Source organism: Rhodanobacter sp. B04 (assembly GCF_002001125.1).
GTDB lineage: Bacteria > Pseudomonadota > Gammaproteobacteria > Xanthomonadales > Rhodanobacteraceae > Rhodanobacter.
The window spans coordinates 1-19,014 of sequence record NZ_MUNV01000019.1; the positions used below are offsets into that span (position 1 = coordinate 1).

Genomic DNA, 19,014 nt, shown 5'->3' on the forward strand with positions numbered 1-19,014 from the left:
CATGGCACTGACATCAAGAAGGAGACCAAGACCCCGATCTCAACCCCGATCTGAGCTAACCTGCAGCACGAACGGGTGGCTCACTTTTCGATGAAAAACCCGGCTCAGTTTTCGGCGGAAATCAACAGATCATGGCTTTCGTCGTGCGTAGTATTGGCTGAAAATATACCTCCGCACGGTGCGTCGCCCGGACGTGCTGGCCCGGGGTGAGACACATGCCCGGTTCGGTAAATGACGGGCGCGTGAGAGCATGCAGTTGACTCGTATTAGGAAGCGCAGGGCACTCAAGAAAATTGCGGGTATCATTGCGGGTATTACGGGCGATTCTTAGTTAGTAGTATCAGTAAAATCAAAGAGATAAGCCAACTATGCTCCTGATGATCGACAACTACGACAGCTTCACTTTCAATCTCGTGCAGTACCTGGGTGAACTGGGGCAGCAGGTGAAGGTGGTGCGCAACGATGCACTGGATATCGCCGGCATCCGTGCGCTGAAACCTTCGCACATCATGATCTCGCCGGGACCCGGTACACCGGACGATTCGGGTGTTTCGCTGGATGTGTTGCGCGAGCTGGCCGGCAAGATTCCGGTGTTCGGCGTGTGCCTCGGCCACCAGGCGATCGGCCAGGTGTTCGGCGGCAAGGTGATCCGTGCCAAGCAGATCATGCATGGCAAGACCTCGCCGGTGCGGCACCGCGGACAGGGCGTGTTCGCCGGCTTGCCGGATCCGTTCGAGGCGACGCGCTACCACTCGCTGGTGGTGGAGCAGTCGTCGCTGCCGGATTGCCTGGAAGTCACCGCATGGACGGAAAATCCGGACGGCTCGATCGACGAGATCATGGGCCTGCGCCACAAGGCGCTGGCGGTGGAGGGCGTGCAGTTCCATCCGGAATCGATCCTGACCCAGCACGGTCACGACCTGCTGCGCAACTTCCTCGGCCTGCCGCTGAAGCTGGCCGCATGAGCGCGGATGCGATCGGCAAAGGCGGGCGCGACATCACGATCACCCCGCAGGAAGCGCTGCAGCGCACGATCGAGCACCGCGAGATCTTCCACGACGAGATGATCGCGCTGATGCGCCAGATCATGCGCGGCGAAGTGAGCCCGCTGATGACGGCAGCGATCATGACCGGCCTGCGCGTGAAGAAGGAAACCGTGGGCGAGATCACCGGCGCCGCGCGGGTGATGCGCGAGCTGTCGGCGAAGGTGCCCATCACGGGCGGCACCGAGCACTTGCTGGATATTGTCGGCACCGGCGGCGACGGCGCCTCCAGTTTCAACATCTCCACCGCGTCGATGTTCGTCGCGGCGGCGGCAGGCGCGCGCGTCGCCAAGCACGGCGGCCGCAGCGTGTCGTCGAAATCCGGCAGTGCGGATGTGCTGGAAGCCTTGGGCGCGTCGATCGATCTGCCGCCGGCGCAGGTGGCCGAGTGCATGGCCGAGACCGGCATCGGCTTCATGTTCGCGCCGAACCATCATCCGGCGATGAAGGTGGTGGCGCCGGTGCGCAAGGAAATGGGCGTGCGCACGCTGTTCAACATCCTCGGCCCGTTGACCAATCCGGCCGGCGCGCCGAACATCCTGATGGGCGTGTTCCATCCCGACCTCGTCGGCATCCAGGTGCGCGTGCTGCAGCAGCTCGGCGCGCAGCATGCGCTGGTGGTGTGGGGGCGCGACGGCATGGACGAGGTTTCGCTGGGCGCGGCCACCCTGGTCGGCGAGCTGCGCCATGGCGTGGTGCATGAGTACGAACTCGAGCCGGAGGATTTCGGGCTGGCGATGGCCTCCAGCCGCAACCTGCGGGTGGAGAATGTGGACGAGTCGAAGGCGATGCTGCTGGAGGCGCTGGAAGGCCGCCGCGGCATACCGCACGACATCGTCTGCCTGAACGCTGGCGCCGCACTTTATGCGGCCGATGTGGTCCAGTCCATCGACGATGGCATCGAGCTTGCCCGCGCCACGATTGCCAGCGGCGCCGCACATGCGAAAATGCAGGCCTTCGTGGCAGTGACCCGCCGGCTCGCCGGTTCGCGATGAATGCCCGCCGAGTGCGTGCCTGCATTGCGTAGAAGACACGGCATCGCAATCGCGCATAGGATGCGCTCCATGCAGTAACGACCGTAACGAGTGAGATGCCATGACCGACATCCTCAATCGCATTCTTGCCCGCAAGGCGGAAGAGATTGCCGAACGCCAGGCCAGGCTGCCGCAGGCCGAACTGATGGCGCGCATCGCCGAGCTGCCGGACACCCGCGGTTTCGCCGCGGCGATCGAGGCCAAGATTGCCGACGGCCTGCCGGCCGTGATCGCCGAAGTGAAGAAGGCCAGCCCGAGCAAGGGCGTGATCCGCCCGAATTTCGATCCTTCCGCGATTGCGAAGAGCTATGAAGCCGCCGGCGCGGCCTGCCTGTCGGTGCTGACCGACAGCGACTTCTTCCAGGGCAGCGAGGCGTTCCTGCAGCAGGCGCGCGCGGCGTGTTCGCTGCCGTTGCTGCGCAAGGATTTCATCATCGACCCCTACCAGGTATACGAGGCGCGCGCGATCGGCGCCGACTGCATCCTGCTGATCGTCGCCGCGCTGGATGACGACGTGTTGCTGCAGTTGTCGCTGCTGGCTGCCGAGCTCGACCTGGATGTGCTGTGCGAAGTGCACAACGAGGAAGAGATGGAGCGTGCGCTGGCGTTGCCGGTGCCGCTGATCGGCGTCAACAACCGCAACCTGCGCAACTTCGAGACCTCGCTGGAAACCTCGCTGGCCATGCAATCCATGATCGAGTACGACCGCGTGCTGGTCGCCGAGTCGGGCATCCACACGCCGGAAGACGTGGCGCGCCTGCGCGAGGGCGGCATCCAGGCGTTCCTGATCGGCGAGGCATTCATGCGCGCCGAGGATCCCGGTAGCGAATTGCGACGGCTGTTCGCCACGCCGTGACCATCATGCCAAAGGGGGAAATGGACGCGGTGACCGCCGAGGCGGCGACGCAGCGAGTGGTGTTGTTCGATTTCGACGGCGTGTTGTTCCACGGTGATGCGTTCTACCTGTTCACGCGCGAGCGTTACAAACGCGCGCCGTGGCGAATGTTGCTGGCCCTGCTGTGCGCACCGGTCCTGCTGTTGCAGCTGCCGTTCTCGCGTCGCCTGCCGCTGCGCACCCTGGTGCGCATCGCGCTGTTCGGCTTGGGCGAGCAGCGTTATCAGGCAGCCGCGAATGCGTTCGCCGCGGTCCTGGTGCAGCGGTCGCGGCAATTCTGCCGCGACGGCCTGCAGACGCTGCGCCGGCATCAGGCGGCCGGCGATCGGGTGATCGTGGTGACCGGCTGCGAGCACACCTTGGTGAGCGGCATCCTGCAGCAGCTGGGGCTGACCAACCTGGAGGTGCTCGCCTCGCAGCTGCGCCGCGGCTGGTTCGGCATGCGGCCGCTGTGGCACAACGTGGGCCGGCGCAAGGTCGAAAAGCTGGCGCAGCACGGGCTCACGGCCTGGCAGGTGGCGTACGGCGATTCGATGTACGACGCACCGATGCTGAAAGTGGCCACCGAAGCCGTGCTGGTCAACGCCACGCCCACGCTGTGCAAGAAGATCGAGAAGGCGCTCGGCCACGCGGTCACCCGTGTCGAGTGGTTCTGAGGTTCACTGCCGCCGCATCCGAAGATTCCGGCCATGCACACTACGTTGATGCCGTCACAGATCGAGATCGTGCCGTTCGAGCCATGCCTGCGCGAGTACTTCTACTCGCTCAATGCGGCGTGGCTGCAGAAGCACTTCGTGATCGAACCGATCGACGAGCAGGTCCTGCGCGATCCGGAACATGCGGTGCTGGCGCCGGGCGGGGCGATCTTTTTCGCCCGGCTGGGCGATGCGGTGATCGGCACCTGTGCGCTGCTGCATGAGGCGCCGGGCGTCTACGAGCTTTCCAAGATGGGCGTGGACGAGTCGTTTCGCGGCCTGGGCGCCGGCCGCCTGCTGCTGGAGGCGGCGATCGCCGAATTCCATCGCCGCCGCGGCCATGCCCTGTTCCTCGAATCCAACAGCAGCCTGAAGCCGGCGCTGCAAATGTACGAACGGGCCGGCTTCGTGCTGCAGCCGACGATCCGCGCCGTTTCGCATTACGCGCGTGCGGACGTCTACATGGTCTACGCGCCGCAGCAGGGCGCTGTTCCGGCGCGCCGATCCTAGCGGGTGCCGCGCACCACGATGGTCTTGCCGGAGACGTCGATCATCCGCTGTTCTTCCAGCTGCTTCAGCACCCGGCCGACCATCTCGCGCGAGCAGCCGACGATGCGACTGACTTCCTGGCGCGAGATGCGGATCTGCGTGCCGTCCGGATGGGTCATCGAGTCGGGTTCCTGGCACAGGTCGAGCAGGGTGCGCGAGATGCGGTTGGTGACGTCCATGAACGCCATCCGGCTGACCTGGCGGGAGGTGCGCAGCAGGCGGTTGGTGAGCTGGGAGCCGATCGCGAACAGGATCTTCGGGCACTCCTCGCGCAGCGGACCCTCCATCAACTGGAACAGGCGTTCGTAGCTCACTTCGGCCATTTCGCAGGCTGTGCGCGTGCGCACCATCGACTCGCGCTGCGCCTGCTCCACGAACAGGCCCATCTCGCCGATGAACTGGCCGCGGCTGATATAGGCGAGGATCAGTTCGCGCCCCTGCTCGTCCTCGGTGCATACCGCCAGCGAGCCCTCGATGACGTAATACAACGTGTTGGCGGGGTCGCCGGGACGGATGATCGCGGTCTTGCCGGGGTAGCGGCGGCGATGGCAAAGCGCCAGGAATCGCTCCATCGAGGCGGGGTCGGGCGCAAACCCGAGCGGGGCCTGTGAGCGTTCGAAAGCCTGCTGAAGTTGGTACTTGAGTTGCGCCACGGTGTCTTCCGAGAGGTTGTAATTCCAGGACGCGACCATGGCCGCGCCAGAGTGTTCATTTTCGCATTCGCCCCTGTCCCGGCGGCATTATGACAAACCCGGACCGCTTGCCGGAGGTTCATTTTCTTTCCGTTTTGCCGCATACTTCGCGGTCTTTCGGTTGTGGCGAGTCTGTCGCATGCCGTTCACAAGGGTCGCACAGACTGCTTGTCCGTGCTTCACACCATTTTGCGGGGACCCTTGTCGCTAACCCGCCTCTACTGCTGACCGGAAGTCCGGTCATGGAGAGCCGCCGTGGTCAAACCGCTTCCCCGTCTGCGCCTGCAGGGTTTCAACAACCTGACCAAGGCCTTGAGCTTCAACATCTACGACATCTGCTACGCGGTGTCCGAAGACCAGCGCCGCAACTACATCGAGTACATCGATGACCAGTACGATGCCGACCGCCTGACCCAGATCCTCACCGACGTGGCGGAGATCATCGGCGCGAACATCCTGAACATCGCGCGCCAGGACTACGACCCGCAGGGCGCGTCGGTGACCATGCTGATCTCCGAGGAGCCGGTGCTGGAGAAGCTCGGCCGCGACACCATCTCCGGTGCCGTGGTCGCGCACATGGACAAGAGCCACATCACCGTCCATACCTATCCGGAAACGCATCCGCACAACGGTATCGCGACCTTCCGCGCGGACATCGACGTGGCCACCTGCGGCGTGATCTCGCCGCTGAAGGCGCTGAACTACCTGATCGACAGCTTCGAGTCGGACATCGTGGTGTGCGACTACCGCGTGCGCGGCTTCACCCGCGACGTGAAGGGCAAGAAGCACTTCATCGACCACAAGATCAACTCGGTGCAGGACTATCTGGCCAAGCACATCCGCCAGAAGTACGAGATGTTCGACGTCAACGTGTACCAGGAAAACATGTTCCACACGAAGATGCACATCAAGGACTTCGACCTGGACACCTATCTGTTCGACTCGCACGCCGACGACCTGTCGTTCAAGGAGCGCCAGCGCATCGAGCAGCTGCTGCGCCGCGAGATCGAGGAGCTGTTCCACGGCCGCAACCTGATGTGACGAAAAACCCGCCGGAAGGCGGGTTTTTTCTGGTGCTGTTTGCCGGAGTGCACCCTGTGCGCGATGCGGTTTGTCCCTTCGGCACGGAACAAGAGCGGCGCGCGCAGGGTGCGCCTATACGCGATACGCCACCGTCTTCATCACCATCGAGCTGGCGTGCATCAACTGCGGCAGCGGAAACGGCAGTTCGATGCCGCCACGTTGCTGCGCCGCTTGCGCGTGGCGGATCTCATCGGCCTGCATCTGCGTCAACACGGCGCGCGAGCGCTCATCCTGTACGGGCAAGCGTTCAAGATGTTCGGCCAGGTGGGCTTCCACCTGGCGTTCGGTCTCGACCACGAAGCCGAGGCTGACCGGATCGCCGGCCACCGCCGCCAGCGCGCCGATCGCGTAGCTGCCGGCGTACCACAGGGGGTTCAGCAGGCTCGGTCGGCTGTCCAGCTGTCGCAGGCGTTGCGTGCACCAGGCCAGGTGATCGGTTTCCTCGGCGGCCGCGTGCAGCAGATGTTCGCGGTTGCCGGCGTTGCGCGCCAGCGCGGCCTGGCCTAGATACAGCGCCTGCGCACAGACCTCGCCGGTATGGTTGATCCGCATCAAGCCGGCGGCATGGCGGCGCTCGGCATCGTCCAGCTCGGCTTCGCCGATGCCGGCGGCAGGCGAGGGGCGCCGGGCCGCCGGCGTGCCGGCGATCGCTTCGAGCGCGCGTTCGCAGCCGGCGAGCAGGCGATCGAGCGGGGTCAGCGTGCGCACGTTCATGGGTTTTCCTGTTCCGATGGAGCGTTCATCAATTGCTGGGCCAGCAAGCTCAGCGGATGCCGGGTTGGCCAGTGCAGGCCCTGTGCATCGATACCCGCGGCCAGATACAGGCGACAGCCGATATTGGACGACAACAGCTGCTGCGGATCCAGCGTGGCGGCTTGTCGCAGTGTCGCGTCGCGCAGCGGTGCGGCACGCTCGGGGAATTCGAGCAGGTGGCTGCCGGCTGCGCCGCAGCAGTGCGGCGGCCGCGGCAACGGCATCACGTCCAGATCCGGCACGTGGCGCAGCAGCTGCAGCAGGGCGCTGTCGCTGCACGCCACGTTGACCTGGGTGCACGGCAGATGCACGACGACCCGCAGCGACAACGGCCGGAACTGCAGCGATTCGGCATGGGTGGCCAGCAATGTCAGCGGGTCGAGCACGCGCACACCGGGCAGGGCACGCCGCAGCGTGCCGAGGCAGCCAGGCGTCACCGACACCAGCTGGGTCGCGCCACTGGCTTCCCAGGCGCTGCGCACGCGTTGTGCGGCCTGTTCGGCGGCCTGCGTTGCACCGCCATGCAGGTCCATCGCGCCACAGCAGAAAGCAGGCAGCACGCTGATCCGAAAGCCGGCGGCCTGCAGCAGGGTGATGGCGGCTTGCTGGGCCTCGGCATCCTCGACGCTGGCCACGCAGCCGGGGAATAACGCCAGCCGTACCTTTCCGATGTCCTGGTCACCGGCTCGAACAGGCGAGGCCGGAAGCGTTGCAGGCAGGGTCAGCAGGGCTGTGCGCCATGGCGAATGCGCCGGCAGGCGCCGGATCAGCCAGCCTTTCCAGCGTGGCAGGGCGATGCCGTGGCCGAGCCGGCGCAGGGCGCGCAGCAGCGCCGGCCGCTTGATCAGGCTCAGCAGTCGCCGGGGATGTCGTGATGACGGCCCCAGCAGGGCACGGGTTTCGATCAGCAGTTCGTCATACTGCACCTGCGCCGGGCACACTTTCTCGCAGTCGAGGCAGCCCAGGCAGTGATCCAGCGGTTCGCGCAGTTCCGCCGTCGGTTCGGCCAGTCCGCTGGACAGTGCCGCGGCGATGGCGATGCGTCCACGCGGTGATTCCGCCTCGTTGCGGTCCAGTGCGTAGGTGGGGCATACGGGCAGGCACAACCCGCATTGCACGCATTGGTCGGCCAGTTCGGCGACGCGGCCGGCAGGTCCGGGCATGGGGGACTTTTCAAGCGGCATGCTGGTCATGCTATCATTGCCAGCTCACAGCCCGCCGGTCGGTGGGCTTGCGCCATGGGTGACAGCTCCGCTATCATCTCGCGCCTTTGTTCCACCGAAGCATGCTCACTTGAACCATGCGTACCGCCTCACGGCGGCAGACAGGTATTCTGAAATGAAAACGTTTAGCGCCAATGCAGACAACGTCAAGCGCGACTGGTTCGTGGTTGACGCCACGAACAAGACGCTCGGTCGCCTGTCGACTGAAATCGCTCGTCGTCTGCGCGGCAAGCACAAGCCGGAATACACCCCGCATTGCGACACCGGCGATTATATCGTGGTGATCAACGCGCAGAAGGTGGCTGTCACCGGTGCCAAGCTGGACGACAAGATGTACCACCGCTTCACCGGTTACATCGGCAACCTGAAGACCACCAGTCTGAAGGACCTGCTGGCGACCTACCCGGAGCGCGTGATCGAGACCGCCGTCAAGGGCATGCTGCCGAAGAATCCGCTGGGCCGCGAGATGTATCGCAAGCTCAAGGTCTACGGCGGTGCCGAGCATCCGCATACCGCACAGCAGCCGCAGGCGCTGGAAATCTAAGGAACCATCATGACGATCCAGCAGAATTACGGCACCGGCCGCCGCAAGACCTCCGCCGCCCGCGTGTTCCTGCGCAAGGGCAAGGGCGCGATCGAAGTCAACGGCAAGTCGCTCGAGCAGTTCTTTGGGCGCGAGACCTCGTGCATGATCGTGCGCCAGCCGCTCGAATTGACCCAGAGCACCGACAAGTTCGACATCAAGGTGACGGTCGCCGGTGGCGGCATCACCGGTCAGGCCGGTGCGATCCGCCTGGGTATCGCCCGCGCGCTGATCGAGTACGACGAAAGCCTGAAGTCGCCGCTGCGCAAGGCCGGTTTCGTGACCCGCGACGCCCGCGAAGTCGAGCGCAAGAAGGTCGGTCTGCACAAGGCCCGTCGCGCCACGCAGTTCTCGAAGCGCTAAACTCAGCTTCATAGCCCCGTCGCCAAGCGGTAAGGCACCTGACTCTGACTCAGGCATTCGGTGGTTCGAATCCATCCGGGGCTGCCACATCCAGATCCCGACACCAGCCGTGATGTGTGGTGATGCGATCCAAAGCCCGCCTTTCGGCGGGCTTTTTCGTTTCCGCGACGAGGCGGGCAGTGGCTTCGCGATGAAGCTGCATTCGATGGATCAGCACGGCTTCGAGCATGATCGGCAACTGATCGCCGATCCGGGAATGGCCAGGTGCTGCAAGATATTTCATTGCAAATCAGTCCTCTCTGCTCTTCGGTTCTGTGTCGCCCCGGCGTAAAATTTCCGCCTTTGACCCCACCGGTGGAACGATGACTTCTGCGAACGAGAACGGATCCGCTCATCCGGATGTGCGCACCGAGGGAAGTACCGACGCGTTGCCGCTGGCTCCCTCGATGGGCCCAAGTCTGGACGTCGCGCGCATGCCGCGCCGTTCGACCCTGGTGGACAAGCGTGTGCTGCGGATCACCGCAGTCTGCGTCGTGTTGGGCGTGCTGGCGGCGCTGATCGCGAAGCTGCTGACCGCGCTGATCGGGCTGGTCACGAATCTGGCGTTCTACGGTCGCTGGTCCACCGCGTTTTCCTCGCCGGCCGATGCCGTGCCGCACCTGGGTTGGTGGGTGGTGGTCATCCCGGCGATTGGTGGCGTGATCGTGGGCGTGATGGCGCGCTGGGGTTCACGCGCCATTCGTGGCCACGGCATTCCCGAGGCGATGGAGCAGGTGCTGCTCAATGAATCGAAGATCCCGCCGCGAATCACCTTCCTGAAGCCGATCTCTTCGGCGATCGCGATCGGTACCGGTGGCCCGTTCGGCGCCGAGGGCCCGATCATCGCCACCGGCGGCGCACTGGGCTCGTTCGTCGGCCAGGTGGTGAAGGTGACCGGCAGCGAGCGCAAGGTGCTGCTGGCGGCCGGTGCGGCGGCCGGGATGGCGGCGGTGTTCTCGGCGCCGATTGCGGCGGTGGTGCTGGCGGTCGAGTTGCTGTTGTTCGAGCTTCGCCCGCGCTCGCTGATCCCGGTGGCGCTGGCCTGCGTCGCGGCCACTGGCGTGCGCTATGCACTGCAAGGATCGGCGCCGGTGTTCCAGATGCCGGTGCTGGCCGCGCCCGGCGGGATGGCGCTGCTGCTCTACGTGATCCTCGGCGCGATCATCGGCGTGGTCAGCGTGTGGACCACGCGGATCGTGTACGGCATCGAGGACCTGTTCGAGAAACTGCCGGTCCACTGGATGTGGTGGCCGGCGCTCGGCGGCCTGGTGGTGGGTCTGATCGGCTATTACGCGCCGCTGACATTGGGCGTGGGCTATACCAATATCGAGAACATCATCAATGGCCGGCTGACCTTGGCGACACTGGCGTTCCTGTGCGTGATGAAGTTCGTGTCGTGGTCGATCGCGCTGGGCAGCGGCACCTCGGGCGGTACGCTGGCGCCGTTGTTCACCATCGGCGGCGCGCTGGGCGCGCTGATCGGTCTGGGCATCGCGGCGGTGGCGCCGCAGTTCGGCGTGGATCCGCGCATTGCCGCCCTGGTCGGCATGGCGGCGATCTTCGCCGGGGCGTCGCGTGCTTTGCTTACCGCGGTGGTGTTCGCCTTCGAGACCACCGGCCAGCCGGCCGGCCTGCTGCCGCTGCTCGGTGGCTGCACGGCGGCCTACCTGATCTCGGCGCTGATGATGCGCAATACCATCATGACCGAGAAGATCGTTCGTCGCGGCGTACGCGTGCCGTCCGAATACGTGGCCGACTACCTCGATCAGGTCGGCGTGGGCGAGGCCTGCACGCGCGACGTGGTGACCTTGCGTGCCACCCAGGCGTTGGCCGAAGTGCGCCGCTGGCTGGCCGAAGGGGCGCCCGAGACGCAGCACCAGGGCTATCCGGTGCTGGACGAGAACGAGCGCGTGCAAGGTGTGCTGACCCGGCGGACCCTGCTCGATCCGCAATGGCATTACACCTTGACCCTGGGCGAGCTGATGACGCGGCCGCTGATCGCGGTGAACGAGAGCCATTCGTTGCGCGAGGCCGCCGACCACATGGTGGCCGAGAGCGTGGGGCGGCTGGTCGTGCTGAGCAAGGATGAGCCGCATACGCTGGTCGGCATCATCACCCGCGGTGACCTGCTTTCCGCGCATGGACGCCGGTTGCGCGAGGCACGCAAGTCTTCCCGCCACTTGCGCTTCCGCGATGGCCTGAAGCCGCGTCCCGTGGCGTAATTCCGCGAGAGCTATCCAGCAGAAATGAAAAACGGCCCATATGGGCCGTTTTTCGTGATGGCGGGGCGCGCGGCTACCGGCTTACATCACCTGGTCGCCGATCAGCACCACATCGGCCGGCCGGCGCGCGAACAGGCCGACCGTGACGATGCCGGGCAGCTGGTTGAGCTCGCTCTCCAGCGCGGCCGGGTCGGCGATCTGCCAGCCGTGCACGTCGATGATCCAGTTGCCGTTGTCGGTGACCACGCCGTCGCGCCACACCGGCTGGCCGCCACGCTTGACGATCTCGCGGCCGATCAGGCTGCGCGCCATCGGGATCACCTCGATCGGCACCGGAAACTTGCCGAGCAGGTCGACCCGCTTGCTGGAGTCGATGATGCAGACGAATTTATCGCTTGCCGCGGCGACGATCTTCTCGCGGGTCAGCGCGGCACCGCCGCCCTTGATCAGGCGCTTGTACGGGTCGCACTCGTCGGCACCGTCGATGTAGATCGTCAGCGGGCCGGCGCTGTTGAGGTCGAGCACCGGAATGCCCAGCCGCTTCAGCTGCGCGGTGGACTGCTCCGAGCTGGATACCGCGCCCTGGATGCGATCCTTCAGGTCGGCCAACGCATCGATGAAGAAAGCCACAGTGGAGCCGGTGCCGACGCCGACGATGGCGCCGTCCTCGATATAGCGGATCGCGGCCTCACCGGCCTGGCGTTTTTCGTTCGGGTTGCTCATGGGATCGGTTCCGTAAGGTGGTTTGTGCAGGACGCGGCGGGCTAGTTCTGCTTATTCCAGCGCGAGAATGTATTTCCAGTCGGCGGCGTCGACCGGCATCACCGACAGCCGGTTGCCCTTGCGCAGCAGCGGCATCTCGACCAGCGCGTCGTGGTCCTTGAGTTCGTCCAGGCTGATCGTGCGCTTGAGCTTCTTGACGAACTTCACGTCGACCAGCATCCAGCGCGGGTTGTCGCGCGAGCTGCCCGGATCGAAATACTTGCTCTTCGGGTCGAACTGGCTGGGATCGGGATACGCATCGGTGGCGACCTCGGCGATGCCGACGATGCCAGGCGTGGCGCAGTTGGAGTGGTAGAAGAACACCTTGTCGCCGGGACGCATGCCGTCGCGCATGTAGTTGCGCGCCTGGTAGTTGCGCACGCCGTCCCAGGCTTCGCGCTTTTTGCGCTTCAGGTCGTCGATCGAGAACGCATCGGGCTCGGATTTCATCAGCCAGTGGTTCATGGTTTGGTCTCACTGTCTTGACGGGCGAGGGTGCAGTCGATCAGTTCGCGTTCGGTGGCGACGAAGTCGAGCGGGACGTCCCAGGCTTCCTCTTCGACTTGCGGCAATTCCTGGAACGCGTAGGCGATGCCGACCAGCAGCGGCTCGGTCGGGCGCACCTGCTCGTTGAGAAACGCGAAGCTGCGGTCGTAATAGCCGCCGCCGTGGCCGAGCCGGTTGCCGCGCCGGTCGAAGCCAAGCAAGGGCACCAGCACCAGGTCGAGCTGGAACGGCTCCAGCAGTTCGCGTGGCGCAGCCGGCTCGGGGATGCCGTAACGGTTCGGCTGCACGTCCTCGCCGGATTGCCACGGCGCGAAGCGCAGGCGTTTCCCTTTGCCGATCACCGGCAGCAGGAACTGCTGGCCGCGCGTGGCCAGCGGCGGAATCACCAGGTTCAGCGGCAGCTCGCCGTGACTGGCCCAGTAGCCCGCCACACGGGCATCGCTGAGGTATTCGGGCAGCTGTTCGAGGCTGCGGCGCAGGCCCTGGGCGGCGGCGATGCGCTCGGACGGCTTGAGGGCGCGGCGCTGGTCGGCCAGGCGCTGGCGAAGCTCGCGTCGTTGGGCGGTGGCGTCCACGTTTCGCGCGTCTCCGTCGAAAGTTCGCCCCGTTCATCGCGAGACGAACGGGGCGGGGAATAAGTGGCGTCAACCGCGGTGCCGCTGCACACCAAACGACCTTGATCCAAGATGGATCAGGTGGGAGGGCTACATGGCCTCGAGGCTTTCCGCACGTGGCGGACATGCACAACAGCCGATGTGAAGCCGACCCGGGGCCGTATTTAGGAACAAGGCAAATGTAAGAGTGTGCTGGCGAACATCACAGAAAACGCCGGGTATCATTCTAGGCGTTTACCCCGCGATGCGCTACCGACGAAGCGGTTTGTCCGCCGATTCAGCGTTCGCCGTCGAGGGCGGCATCGAGCTTGCGCCGTAGCGTCGCGAGGCCGTCGCTGAGGCGCTGTTCCTGCCCGTCGTGCTGCTTGCGCAGGCTCAGGAATTCATGGGTAACGCTGATCGCGGTCAGCACGGCCAGCCGTTCGAAGCTGGGCGCCTTGGCATTCGCACGCAGTTCGCGCATCTTGCGATCGAGGAAGCCCGCGGCCTCGAGCAGGCCCTCGCGCTCTTCCGGCGCGCAGGCGATCAGGAATTCGCGGTCGATCAGTCGCAGCGCGACCGGTTCACTCACAGGTGTATTCATCAACCGTTGCTCTCTAGCGATTTCAACCGCTGGATCATGGCTTCGACGCGGCTGCGCGCCTGTTCGTTGCGCGCCAGCAAACCTGCACGTTCACCCGAAAGCTGCTCCTGGCTCTGGCGCAGGCTGCGGTTTTCCTCGGTGAGTCGGCGCACGGTATCGAGCAGACGATCAAGCCGCTGGCCGAGAGCGGCCAATTCTTGCTGGACAGGATCGGGCTGGACGTGATCAGGCGTACTCATGCATGAAACTATAACAGGACGCTGGCCGAAAGCAGCGCAGCCGTCGGTGGCGGACGGTGGCTGTCATCGCACCTGCATTAAACTGGCGGTCATTACCTTGAAGGAGCACCGCCATGACGGCTGCCGGGCCCGTGGGCCATGACGATATCGACGCGCTGATCATGCGCCTGCGACTGGGTACCGAGGCCAGCGAACTGCACGGTTCGCTGTGTGGCTATCTGGCCGGTGGCGGTTCGCTGCAGGGCACCTCCGTGCTGGCTGCGCTGCAGCTGGATGGCGAGGCCACCGAGCCGACCGCGAACGACGAGGCGTTGCTGGAGCGATTGGCCAGGCAGTGTGAAGCCGAACTGGCCGATCCCGAACTCGGTTTCGAGCCGCTGCTGCCGGAAGACGACCGCCCGCTGGCCGAACGTGCCGAGGCGATGGTCGACTGGTGCCGCGGCTTTCTTGGCGGCTTCGGCCTGGCCGGTACTTCCGCGCATGCGCAGCTGTCGGACGAGGCGCAGGAAGTTCTGCGCGACCTGGGCACGATTGCCGCATCGTCATTCGATTTCGGCAGCGAAGAGGAAGACGAGGACGCGCTGATCGAAGTGCAGGAGTTCGTGCGGGTCGGCGCGATGCTGCTGCACACCGAGTGCGCTGCGCACGACGGGCCGGCCAGCGGCACCGTGCATTGATTCCGACCGCACCGGGCCTGGCCGCGCTGGCGATCGCGCCGGAGGAATTCTCGCGGCGTCGGCGCCAGCTGATGCAGATGGCCGGCGAGGATGCGGTGCTGCTGATCGCCGCGGCGACCGAGCGCATGCGCAATGCTGACGCGGCGTGGCCGTACCGGCAGGATTCCGATTTCCATTATCTCGGCGGTTTTCCCGAGGCCGATGCGGTGCTGGCCTTGTTGCCCGGCCGCAAGCACGGCGAGGCGGTGCTGTTCTGCCGCGAGCGCGATCCGGTGCGTGAGCGCTGGCATGGACAGACGATCGGTACCGAGCGTGCGGTGGCCGAGTACGGCATGGACGACGCGTTCCCGATCGAGGACATCGACGACATCCTGCCCGGCATGATCGAGGGCCGTGGCCGCGTGTACTGCCATTTCGGCCGCGAACCGGAATTCGATGCGCAACTACTCGGCTGGATGCGCAAGCTGCGGCAGTTGCGCGGTGGCGGCGTGGTGCCGAAGGAATTCGTCGCGCTCGGCCATCTGCTGCACGACCTGCGCCTGTACAAGTCGCGCACCGAACTGAAGCTGATGCGCGCCTCCGCCGCGATTGCGGTCGAGGCACACCTGGCTGCATTGCAGGTGGCGACGCCCGGGCGCCGCGAATACGAGGTCGAGGCCGAGCTGTTGCGGGTGATGCGCAGCCGCGGTGCGGTACCTGCGTTCCCGCCAATCGTCGCCGGCGGCGCGAATGCCTGCGTGATGCACTACCAGGCCAATCGCGCTCCGCTGAACGATGGCGACCTGCTGTTGATCGACGCCGGTGCCGAGCTGGACTGCTATGCGTCCGACATCAGCCGCACGTTTCCGCTTAACGGTCGCTACAGCCGCGAACAGCGCGCGCTGTACGACGTGGTGTTGACCGCGCAACTGGCGGCAATCGACGAGGTGCGCCCTGGCCGGCCGTTCAATGCGGCGCATGCGGCAGCGGTACGCGTACTGGCTGAAGGGCTGTGCCAGCTCGGCCTGCTCAAGGGCGATGCCGATGCCGTGATCGCCGAAGGCAGCTACCAGCGTTTCTTCCCGGCCAAGACCGGGCACTGGCTGGGGCTGGACGTGCATGACGTCGGCGACTACCGCATCGACGGCGAGTCACGCCTGCTCGAACCGGACATGGTGTTGACGGTGGAGCCCGGCCTGTATGTGGCGCCGGACGATCGTACGGTCGCCGAGCGCTGGCGCGGCATCGGCATCCGCATCGAGGACGACGTGGCGGTGACCCGCGACGGCAACGAGGTGCTCACCGCCGGCATGCCGAAGCATGCGGATGAGATCGAGGCGTTGCTGGCCGCACGCTAGCTCAGTTCGTCCGGCAGTTCCGCATCATTGCGCTCGCGGTGTGCCGCGTCGGTGGCGTGCACCTCGTACCACATCGCATTGAGGATGGCGAAAGCGCAGGCCAGCCCCAGTCCGAGTATCCATGCGAAATACCACATCAGCCTGCGCTCCTTTCAATAGCCGCTGTGCGCCTTGCGCACCTGTTCCAGAGTGACCCGCCCGCGCATCACGCGGTACACCCAGCTTGTATAGAGCATCACGATGGGCAGCAGCACGACTGTGACGATCAGCATCAGCTGCAAGGTGCCGTGGCTGGAGGAAGCATCCCACACGGTGAGGCTGGAACGCGGGTCGAGGTTGGAAGGCAGCAGGAACGGGAACAGCGCGAAACCGGCCGAGGCGATCGTGCTGCCCACCATCAGGCTGCTGGCGATGAAGCCGGCAACGCTGCGCCGGCCGATCAACGCCTGTACGCCGACAGCCGAAACCAGCGCCAGCACCGGCGCGATCCAGAACCATGGATATTGCATGTAGCTGGCAAACCAGCTGCCACCGACGGCGACCTGCTTGTACAGCGGATTGGAGGCACCGTCGGTCAGCGCAGGGCCGGCGATCGCGTAGCCAGGGAGACCATAGGCCACCCACACGCCGGCCAGTACGTACAGCACGGCGTAGACCAGGGTCATCCAGCGGGCGATCTTCACCGCGCGTGCGGCAATCGTGTGATCGGCCTTCAGCGCCGCCCAGCAGGCGCCGTGTGCCAGCAGCATGCTCAGCGAGACCAGACCGCACAGTAGCGCGAACGGATGCAGCAGTTCGAAGAAGCCGCCATGCCAGCTCATGCGCAGGTCGCCGTCGAACCGGAACGGCACGCCGAGGAACAGGTTGCCGAACGCGACGCCGGCGACCAGCATCACCACCACCCCGGAGCCGGTGAGCACCCAGTCCCACAACGATGCCCAGCGCGGGTCGTGGATCTTGCCGCGGAAATTGAAGCCGACCGGGCGCAGGATGAAGGCCAGCAGCACCAGCGCGATCGCCAGATACATGCCGGAGAACGACACCGCGTAGAGCATCGGCCATGCCGCGAACGTCGCACCGCCGGCCAGGATGAACCACACCTGGTTGCCTTCCCAGGTCGGCTCGATGCCTTCCAGCAGCACCAGCCGCTCCTCGTTGTCGCGACCCAGGACCTTGAGCAGGCCGGCGACGCCGAAATCGAAGCCGTCCATGATTGCGAAGCCGATCAGCAGGGTGCCCAGCAGGGCCCACCAGATCACCCGCAGCGTGGCGTAGTCGAGCATGGCGGTGTCCTCAATGGGCGGTCATGGTGGGTGGGACGATGGGCGGCCAGATGCCCAGGCCGTCCGGCCCCTTGCGGATGAATTTCCGAATCAGCATCACGTCGACGATCGCCAGTGCGGTGTAAAACAGCACGAAGCCGCCCAGCGAAGTAAGTACCTGACCGGCACTGACCGAAGACACGCCGAGCGCGGTCGGCAAGACACCTTCAATCGCCCACGGCTGGCGGCCGTATTCGGCGACGATCCAGCCCAGCTCGACCGCCAGCCATGGCAGCGGCAGGCTCCACAGCGCCAAGCGCAGATACCAGCGCTGGCTGTCCAGCTGGCGCTTGCTCGCCTTCCAGAACGAGAACGCGAACAGCGCGATGAAATAGAAACCGCAGCCGACCATGACGCGGAATGCCCAGAACAACACCGGCACGTTCGGGATGGTGCTTTCGGCGGCCCGCTGGATATCCGCCGGCGTGGCCTGGCGCGGGTCGTCGACGTACTTCTTCAGCAGCAGGGCATAGCCCAGATCCTCGTCGTTCGCAGCGAGAGTGGCCTTGGCCTGCGCGTTGTCCTTGTCCTGGCGCAGCATCAGCATCGCGTCGTAGGCCTGGATGCCATTGCCGATGCGGCCCTTGGCGGTATCCACCAGCTCGGCGATGCCGGGCATCGTCTGGTCGGTCGAATGGGTGCCGATCAGGCCCATCACCCAGGGAATCTTCACCGCGTAATGGGTGGTGCGCCGCTGCACGTCGGGAATGCCGAAGAGCGTGAACGAGGCCGGCGCCGGTTCGGTGTGCCACATCGCCTCGATCGAGGCCATCTTCATCTTCTGGTTGAGCGATACGGTGTAGCCCGAGGCATCGCCCAGCACCACCACCGACAGCGCCGCCGCCAAGCCGAAACTCGCCGCCACTGTCATCGAGCGTTTGGCAAAATCCACATTGCGCCCGCGCAGCAGATACCAGGCGCTGATCGACAGCACGAACATGGCGCCCATCACGTAACCCGCGCTGACCGTGTGCACGAACTTGTCCTGCGCCACCGGATTGAACAGCACCTCGGAGAACGAGGTCACCTCCATCCGCATCGTCTGCGCATTGAACTCGGCGCCGACGGGGTGCTGCATCCACGCGTTCGCGACCAGGATCCACAGCGCCGACAGGCTGGTGCCCAGCGCGAGGAACCAGGTCACCAGCAGATGCTTGATCCGCGAGATGCGTTCCCAGCCCATGAAGAACACGCCGACCAGGGTCGCCTCGAGGAAGAACGCCATCAGCCCCTCGATCGCCAGCGGCGCGCCGAACACGTCGCCGACGTAATGCGAGTAGTACGCCCAGTTCATGCCGAACTGGAACTCCATCGTCACGCCGGTGGCCACGCCCATCGCGAAGTTGATGCCGAACAGCACGCCCCAGAACTGCACCATGCGCTTCCACACCTCGCGCCCGGTCATCACGTAGACGCTCTCCATGATGGCGAGCATCCACACCAGGCCCAGCGTCAGCGGCACGAACAGGAAGTGGTACAGCGCGGTCAGCGCGAACTGCAGGCGCGACAGCGTGACGACATCGGCATCGATGATCATGGGTGACCTGCAGATGGGGGTTGCGAAGTGGGTGCCAACCGGTGCGCGATGGCATCCGGACTGGCATCGGGTTTGGGTTGCGGCGCGAACGCCACCCACCAGATCAGCGCCAGCAACGCGATCTTGAGTGCGATGACACCGAACAGCTCAAGCGTCAGCCGTCGCAGCGGGCGAGGCGGTGCGCTGAGGTTTTCAGTCGTGGCGCTTGATGCCGCGGAGCCGGACATGCGATGAATCCATGCGGTAGCTGCCGCTCAGCATA

At 65.2% G+C, this 19,014-nt stretch carries 23 protein-coding genes, 1 tRNA gene and 1 other RNA gene; 12 read left to right on the forward strand and 13 right to left on the reverse strand.

Annotation, left to right across the window (positions count from 1 at the left end; genetic code table 11):
- Positions 1-368 precede the first annotated feature (368 nt).
- The 5 genes from B0E46_RS13560 to B0E46_RS13580 all read left to right on the forward strand — a co-directional run bounded on the left by B0E46_RS13560 (position 369) and on the right by B0E46_RS13580 (position 4,177).
- Positions 369-965, forward strand: a complete 597-nt coding sequence (locus B0E46_RS13560; RefSeq protein WP_077556316.1) for an aminodeoxychorismate/anthranilate synthase component II — start codon at positions 369-371, stop codon at positions 963-965.
- Entirely contained in the window at positions 962-2,038 is a 1,077-nt protein-coding gene (trpD, locus tag B0E46_RS13565; protein WP_077556317.1) for an anthranilate phosphoribosyltransferase, read from the forward strand. The genes B0E46_RS13560 and trpD overlap by 4 nt, the downstream gene beginning before the upstream one ends.
- A 100-nt stretch (positions 2,039-2,138) precedes the next feature.
- Complete coding sequence (trpC, locus tag B0E46_RS13570; RefSeq protein ID WP_077556318.1) at positions 2,139-2,933, forward strand: indole-3-glycerol phosphate synthase TrpC; 795 nt, start codon at positions 2,139-2,141, stop codon at positions 2,931-2,933.
- Between the two features lie 5 nt (positions 2,934-2,938).
- Positions 2,939-3,628 (forward strand): HAD family hydrolase, encoded by a 690-nt coding sequence (locus tag B0E46_RS13575; protein ID WP_077556398.1) that lies wholly within the window; start codon positions 2,939-2,941, stop codon positions 3,626-3,628.
- A gap of 33 nt (positions 3,629-3,661) precedes the next feature.
- On the forward strand, positions 3,662-4,177 hold the full coding sequence (locus B0E46_RS13580) for a GNAT family N-acetyltransferase (protein WP_077556319.1): 516 nt from the start codon (positions 3,662-3,664) through the stop codon (positions 4,175-4,177).
- Here B0E46_RS13580 and crp read toward each other — a convergent pair.
- Positions 4,174-4,908, reverse strand: coding sequence for a cAMP-activated global transcriptional regulator CRP (crp, locus tag B0E46_RS13585; RefSeq protein ID WP_174567087.1), 735 nt, complete (start codon positions 4,906-4,908; stop codon positions 4,174-4,176). The genes B0E46_RS13580 and crp overlap by 4 nt on opposite strands.
- A gap of 255 nt (positions 4,909-5,163) precedes the next feature.
- On the opposite strand from crp, the gene speD reads away from it, so the two are divergent.
- Entirely contained in the window at positions 5,164-5,949 is a 786-nt protein-coding gene (gene speD / locus B0E46_RS13590; protein WP_077515732.1) for an adenosylmethionine decarboxylase, read from the forward strand.
- Positions 5,950-6,063: 114 nt separating this feature from the next.
- Here the strand turns inward: speD and coq7 are convergent, their stop codons facing one another.
- Both coq7 and B0E46_RS13600 read right to left on the reverse strand, forming a co-directional pair.
- Complete coding sequence (coq7, locus tag B0E46_RS13595) at positions 6,064-6,705, reverse strand: 2-polyprenyl-3-methyl-6-methoxy-1,4-benzoquinone monooxygenase (protein ID WP_077556320.1); 642 nt, start codon at positions 6,703-6,705, stop codon at positions 6,064-6,066.
- Positions 6,702-7,907 carry a (Fe-S)-binding protein gene (locus B0E46_RS13600; protein WP_254425162.1) on the reverse strand — a complete coding sequence of 402 codons (1,206 nt, stop codon included), beginning with the start codon at positions 7,905-7,907 and terminating at the stop codon, positions 6,702-6,704. The genes coq7 and B0E46_RS13600 overlap by 4 nt, the downstream gene beginning before the upstream one ends.
- Before the next feature lie 175 nt (positions 7,908-8,082).
- On the opposite strand from B0E46_RS13600, the gene rplM reads away from it, so the two are divergent.
- The 4 genes from rplM to B0E46_RS13625 all read left to right on the forward strand — a co-directional run bounded on the left by rplM (position 8,083) and on the right by B0E46_RS13625 (position 11,174).
- Positions 8,083-8,511: a 50S ribosomal protein L13 gene (rplM, locus tag B0E46_RS13605; protein ID WP_077556322.1), complete on the forward strand. Its 429-nt coding sequence runs from the start codon at positions 8,083-8,085 to the stop codon at positions 8,509-8,511.
- Positions 8,512-8,520: 9 nt separating this feature from the next.
- On the forward strand, positions 8,521-8,913 hold the full coding sequence (rpsI, locus tag B0E46_RS13610; RefSeq protein ID WP_077556323.1) for a 30S ribosomal protein S9: 393 nt from the start codon (positions 8,521-8,523) through the stop codon (positions 8,911-8,913).
- Between the two features lie 12 nt (positions 8,914-8,925).
- A tRNA-Gln gene (locus B0E46_RS13615) sits at positions 8,926-9,000 on the forward strand.
- A gap of 275 nt (positions 9,001-9,275) precedes the next feature.
- Positions 9,276-11,174 (forward strand): chloride channel protein, encoded by a 1,899-nt coding sequence (locus tag B0E46_RS13625; protein ID WP_077556325.1) that lies wholly within the window; start codon positions 9,276-9,278, stop codon positions 11,172-11,174.
- 81 nt (positions 11,175-11,255) lie between these two features.
- Here the strand turns inward: B0E46_RS13625 and rpiA are convergent, their stop codons facing one another.
- From rpiA to B0E46_RS13655, 6 genes are all read right to left on the reverse strand, one after another.
- Positions 11,256-11,897 carry a ribose-5-phosphate isomerase RpiA gene (rpiA, locus tag B0E46_RS13630; RefSeq protein WP_077556326.1) on the reverse strand — a complete coding sequence of 214 codons (642 nt, stop codon included), beginning with the start codon at positions 11,895-11,897 and terminating at the stop codon, positions 11,256-11,258.
- A 51-nt stretch (positions 11,898-11,948) separates the two neighbouring features.
- The gene (locus B0E46_RS13635) at positions 11,949-12,401 is read right to left on the reverse strand and encodes an EVE domain-containing protein (protein WP_077556327.1); all 453 of its coding nucleotides are present in this window, start codon (positions 12,399-12,401) and stop codon (positions 11,949-11,951) included.
- Entirely contained in the window at positions 12,398-13,018 is a 621-nt protein-coding gene (locus B0E46_RS13640; RefSeq protein WP_077556328.1) for a 5-formyltetrahydrofolate cyclo-ligase, read from the reverse strand. The genes B0E46_RS13635 and B0E46_RS13640 overlap by 4 nt, the downstream gene beginning before the upstream one ends.
- A 66-nt stretch (positions 13,019-13,084) precedes the next feature.
- Positions 13,085-13,271, reverse strand: a non-coding RNA gene (gene ssrS, locus B0E46_RS13645) — 6S RNA.
- Between the two features lie 63 nt (positions 13,272-13,334).
- Positions 13,335-13,640, reverse strand: coding sequence for a cell division protein ZapA (zapA, locus tag B0E46_RS13650; RefSeq protein ID WP_077556329.1), 306 nt, complete (start codon positions 13,638-13,640; stop codon positions 13,335-13,337).
- On the reverse strand, positions 13,640-13,879 hold the full coding sequence (locus B0E46_RS13655; protein WP_077556330.1) for a TIGR02449 family protein: 240 nt from the start codon (positions 13,877-13,879) through the stop codon (positions 13,640-13,642). The genes zapA and B0E46_RS13655 overlap by 1 nt, the downstream gene beginning before the upstream one ends.
- A gap of 113 nt (positions 13,880-13,992) precedes the next feature.
- On the opposite strand from B0E46_RS13655, the gene B0E46_RS13660 reads away from it, so the two are divergent.
- Together B0E46_RS13660 and B0E46_RS13665 are read left to right on the forward strand one after the other, a co-directional pair.
- A complete protein-coding gene (locus B0E46_RS13660; protein WP_077556331.1) occupies positions 13,993-14,556 on the forward strand; it encodes a UPF0149 family protein in 564 nt (187 codons plus the stop codon).
- Positions 14,553-15,893 (forward strand): aminopeptidase P N-terminal domain-containing protein, encoded by a 1,341-nt coding sequence (locus tag B0E46_RS13665; RefSeq protein ID WP_077556400.1) that lies wholly within the window; start codon positions 14,553-14,555, stop codon positions 15,891-15,893. The genes B0E46_RS13660 and B0E46_RS13665 overlap by 4 nt, the downstream gene beginning before the upstream one ends.
- Here the strand turns inward: B0E46_RS13665 and cydX are convergent.
- The 4 genes from cydX to cydP are packed head-to-tail and all read right to left on the reverse strand — an operon-like array spanning position 15,890 to position 18,979.
- On the reverse strand, positions 15,890-16,030 hold the full coding sequence (gene cydX / locus B0E46_RS13670; RefSeq protein WP_077556332.1) for a cytochrome bd-I oxidase subunit CydX: 141 nt from the start codon (positions 16,028-16,030) through the stop codon (positions 15,890-15,892). The genes B0E46_RS13665 and cydX overlap by 4 nt on opposite strands.
- 15 nt (positions 16,031-16,045) lie before the next feature.
- Positions 16,046-17,176, reverse strand: coding sequence for a cytochrome d ubiquinol oxidase subunit II (gene cydB / locus B0E46_RS13675; RefSeq protein WP_077556333.1), 1,131 nt, complete (start codon positions 17,174-17,176; stop codon positions 16,046-16,048).
- A gap of 10 nt (positions 17,177-17,186) precedes the next feature.
- Complete coding sequence (locus B0E46_RS13680) at positions 17,187-18,752, reverse strand: cytochrome ubiquinol oxidase subunit I (protein ID WP_077556334.1); 1,566 nt, start codon at positions 18,750-18,752, stop codon at positions 17,187-17,189.
- Positions 18,749-18,979: a cytochrome oxidase putative small subunit CydP gene (cydP, locus tag B0E46_RS13685; RefSeq protein ID WP_077556335.1), complete on the reverse strand. Its 231-nt coding sequence runs from the start codon at positions 18,977-18,979 to the stop codon at positions 18,749-18,751. The genes B0E46_RS13680 and cydP overlap by 4 nt, the downstream gene beginning before the upstream one ends.
- Positions 18,980-19,014 lie beyond the last annotated feature (35 nt).

Excerpts from the sequence above, each read along its gene's own strand:
- B0E46_RS13560 (WP_077556316.1), top strand. The coding sequence starts at position 369 with ATGCTCCTGATGATCGACAACTACGACAGCTTCACTTTCAATCTCGTG.
- trpD (WP_077556317.1), top strand. The coding sequence starts at position 962 with ATGAGCGCGGATGCGATCGGCAAAGGCGGGCGCGACATCACGATCACC.
- trpC (WP_077556318.1), top strand. The coding sequence starts at position 2,139 with ATGACCGACATCCTCAATCGCATTCTTGCCCGCAAGGCGGAAGAGATT.
- B0E46_RS13575 (WP_077556398.1), top strand. The coding sequence starts at position 2,939 with ATGCCAAAGGGGGAAATGGACGCGGTGACCGCCGAGGCGGCGACGCAG.
- B0E46_RS13580 (WP_077556319.1), top strand. The coding sequence starts at position 3,662 with ATGCACACTACGTTGATGCCGTCACAGATCGAGATCGTGCCGTTCGAG.
- crp (WP_174567087.1), bottom strand. The coding sequence starts at position 4,908 with ATGGTCGCGTCCTGGAATTACAACCTCTCGGAAGACACCGTGGCGCAA.
- coq7 (WP_077556320.1), bottom strand. The coding sequence starts at position 6,705 with ATGAACGTGCGCACGCTGACCCCGCTCGATCGCCTGCTCGCCGGCTGC.
- B0E46_RS13600 (WP_254425162.1), bottom strand. The coding sequence starts at position 7,907 with ATGCCCGGACCTGCCGGCCGCGTCGCCGAACTGGCCGACCAATGCGTG.
- rplM (WP_077556322.1), top strand. The coding sequence starts at position 8,083 with ATGAAAACGTTTAGCGCCAATGCAGACAACGTCAAGCGCGACTGGTTC.
- rpsI (WP_077556323.1), top strand. The coding sequence starts at position 8,521 with ATGACGATCCAGCAGAATTACGGCACCGGCCGCCGCAAGACCTCCGCC.
- B0E46_RS13625 (WP_077556325.1), top strand. The coding sequence starts at position 9,276 with ATGACTTCTGCGAACGAGAACGGATCCGCTCATCCGGATGTGCGCACC.
- rpiA (WP_077556326.1), bottom strand. The coding sequence starts at position 11,897 with ATGAGCAACCCGAACGAAAAACGCCAGGCCGGTGAGGCCGCGATCCGC.
- B0E46_RS13635 (WP_077556327.1), bottom strand. The coding sequence starts at position 12,401 with ATGAACCACTGGCTGATGAAATCCGAGCCCGATGCGTTCTCGATCGAC.
- zapA (WP_077556329.1), bottom strand. The coding sequence starts at position 13,640 with ATGAATACACCTGTGAGTGAACCGGTCGCGCTGCGACTGATCGACCGC.
- B0E46_RS13655 (WP_077556330.1), bottom strand. The coding sequence starts at position 13,879 with ATGAGTACGCCTGATCACGTCCAGCCCGATCCTGTCCAGCAAGAATTG.
- B0E46_RS13660 (WP_077556331.1), top strand. The coding sequence starts at position 13,993 with ATGACGGCTGCCGGGCCCGTGGGCCATGACGATATCGACGCGCTGATC.
- cydX (WP_077556332.1), bottom strand. The coding sequence starts at position 16,030 with ATGTGGTATTTCGCATGGATACTCGGACTGGGGCTGGCCTGCGCTTTC.
- cydB (WP_077556333.1), bottom strand. The coding sequence starts at position 17,176 with ATGCTCGACTACGCCACGCTGCGGGTGATCTGGTGGGCCCTGCTGGGC.
- B0E46_RS13680 (WP_077556334.1), bottom strand. The coding sequence starts at position 18,752 with ATGATCATCGATGCCGATGTCGTCACGCTGTCGCGCCTGCAGTTCGCG.
- cydP (WP_077556335.1), bottom strand. The coding sequence starts at position 18,979 with ATGTCCGGCTCCGCGGCATCAAGCGCCACGACTGAAAACCTCAGCGCA.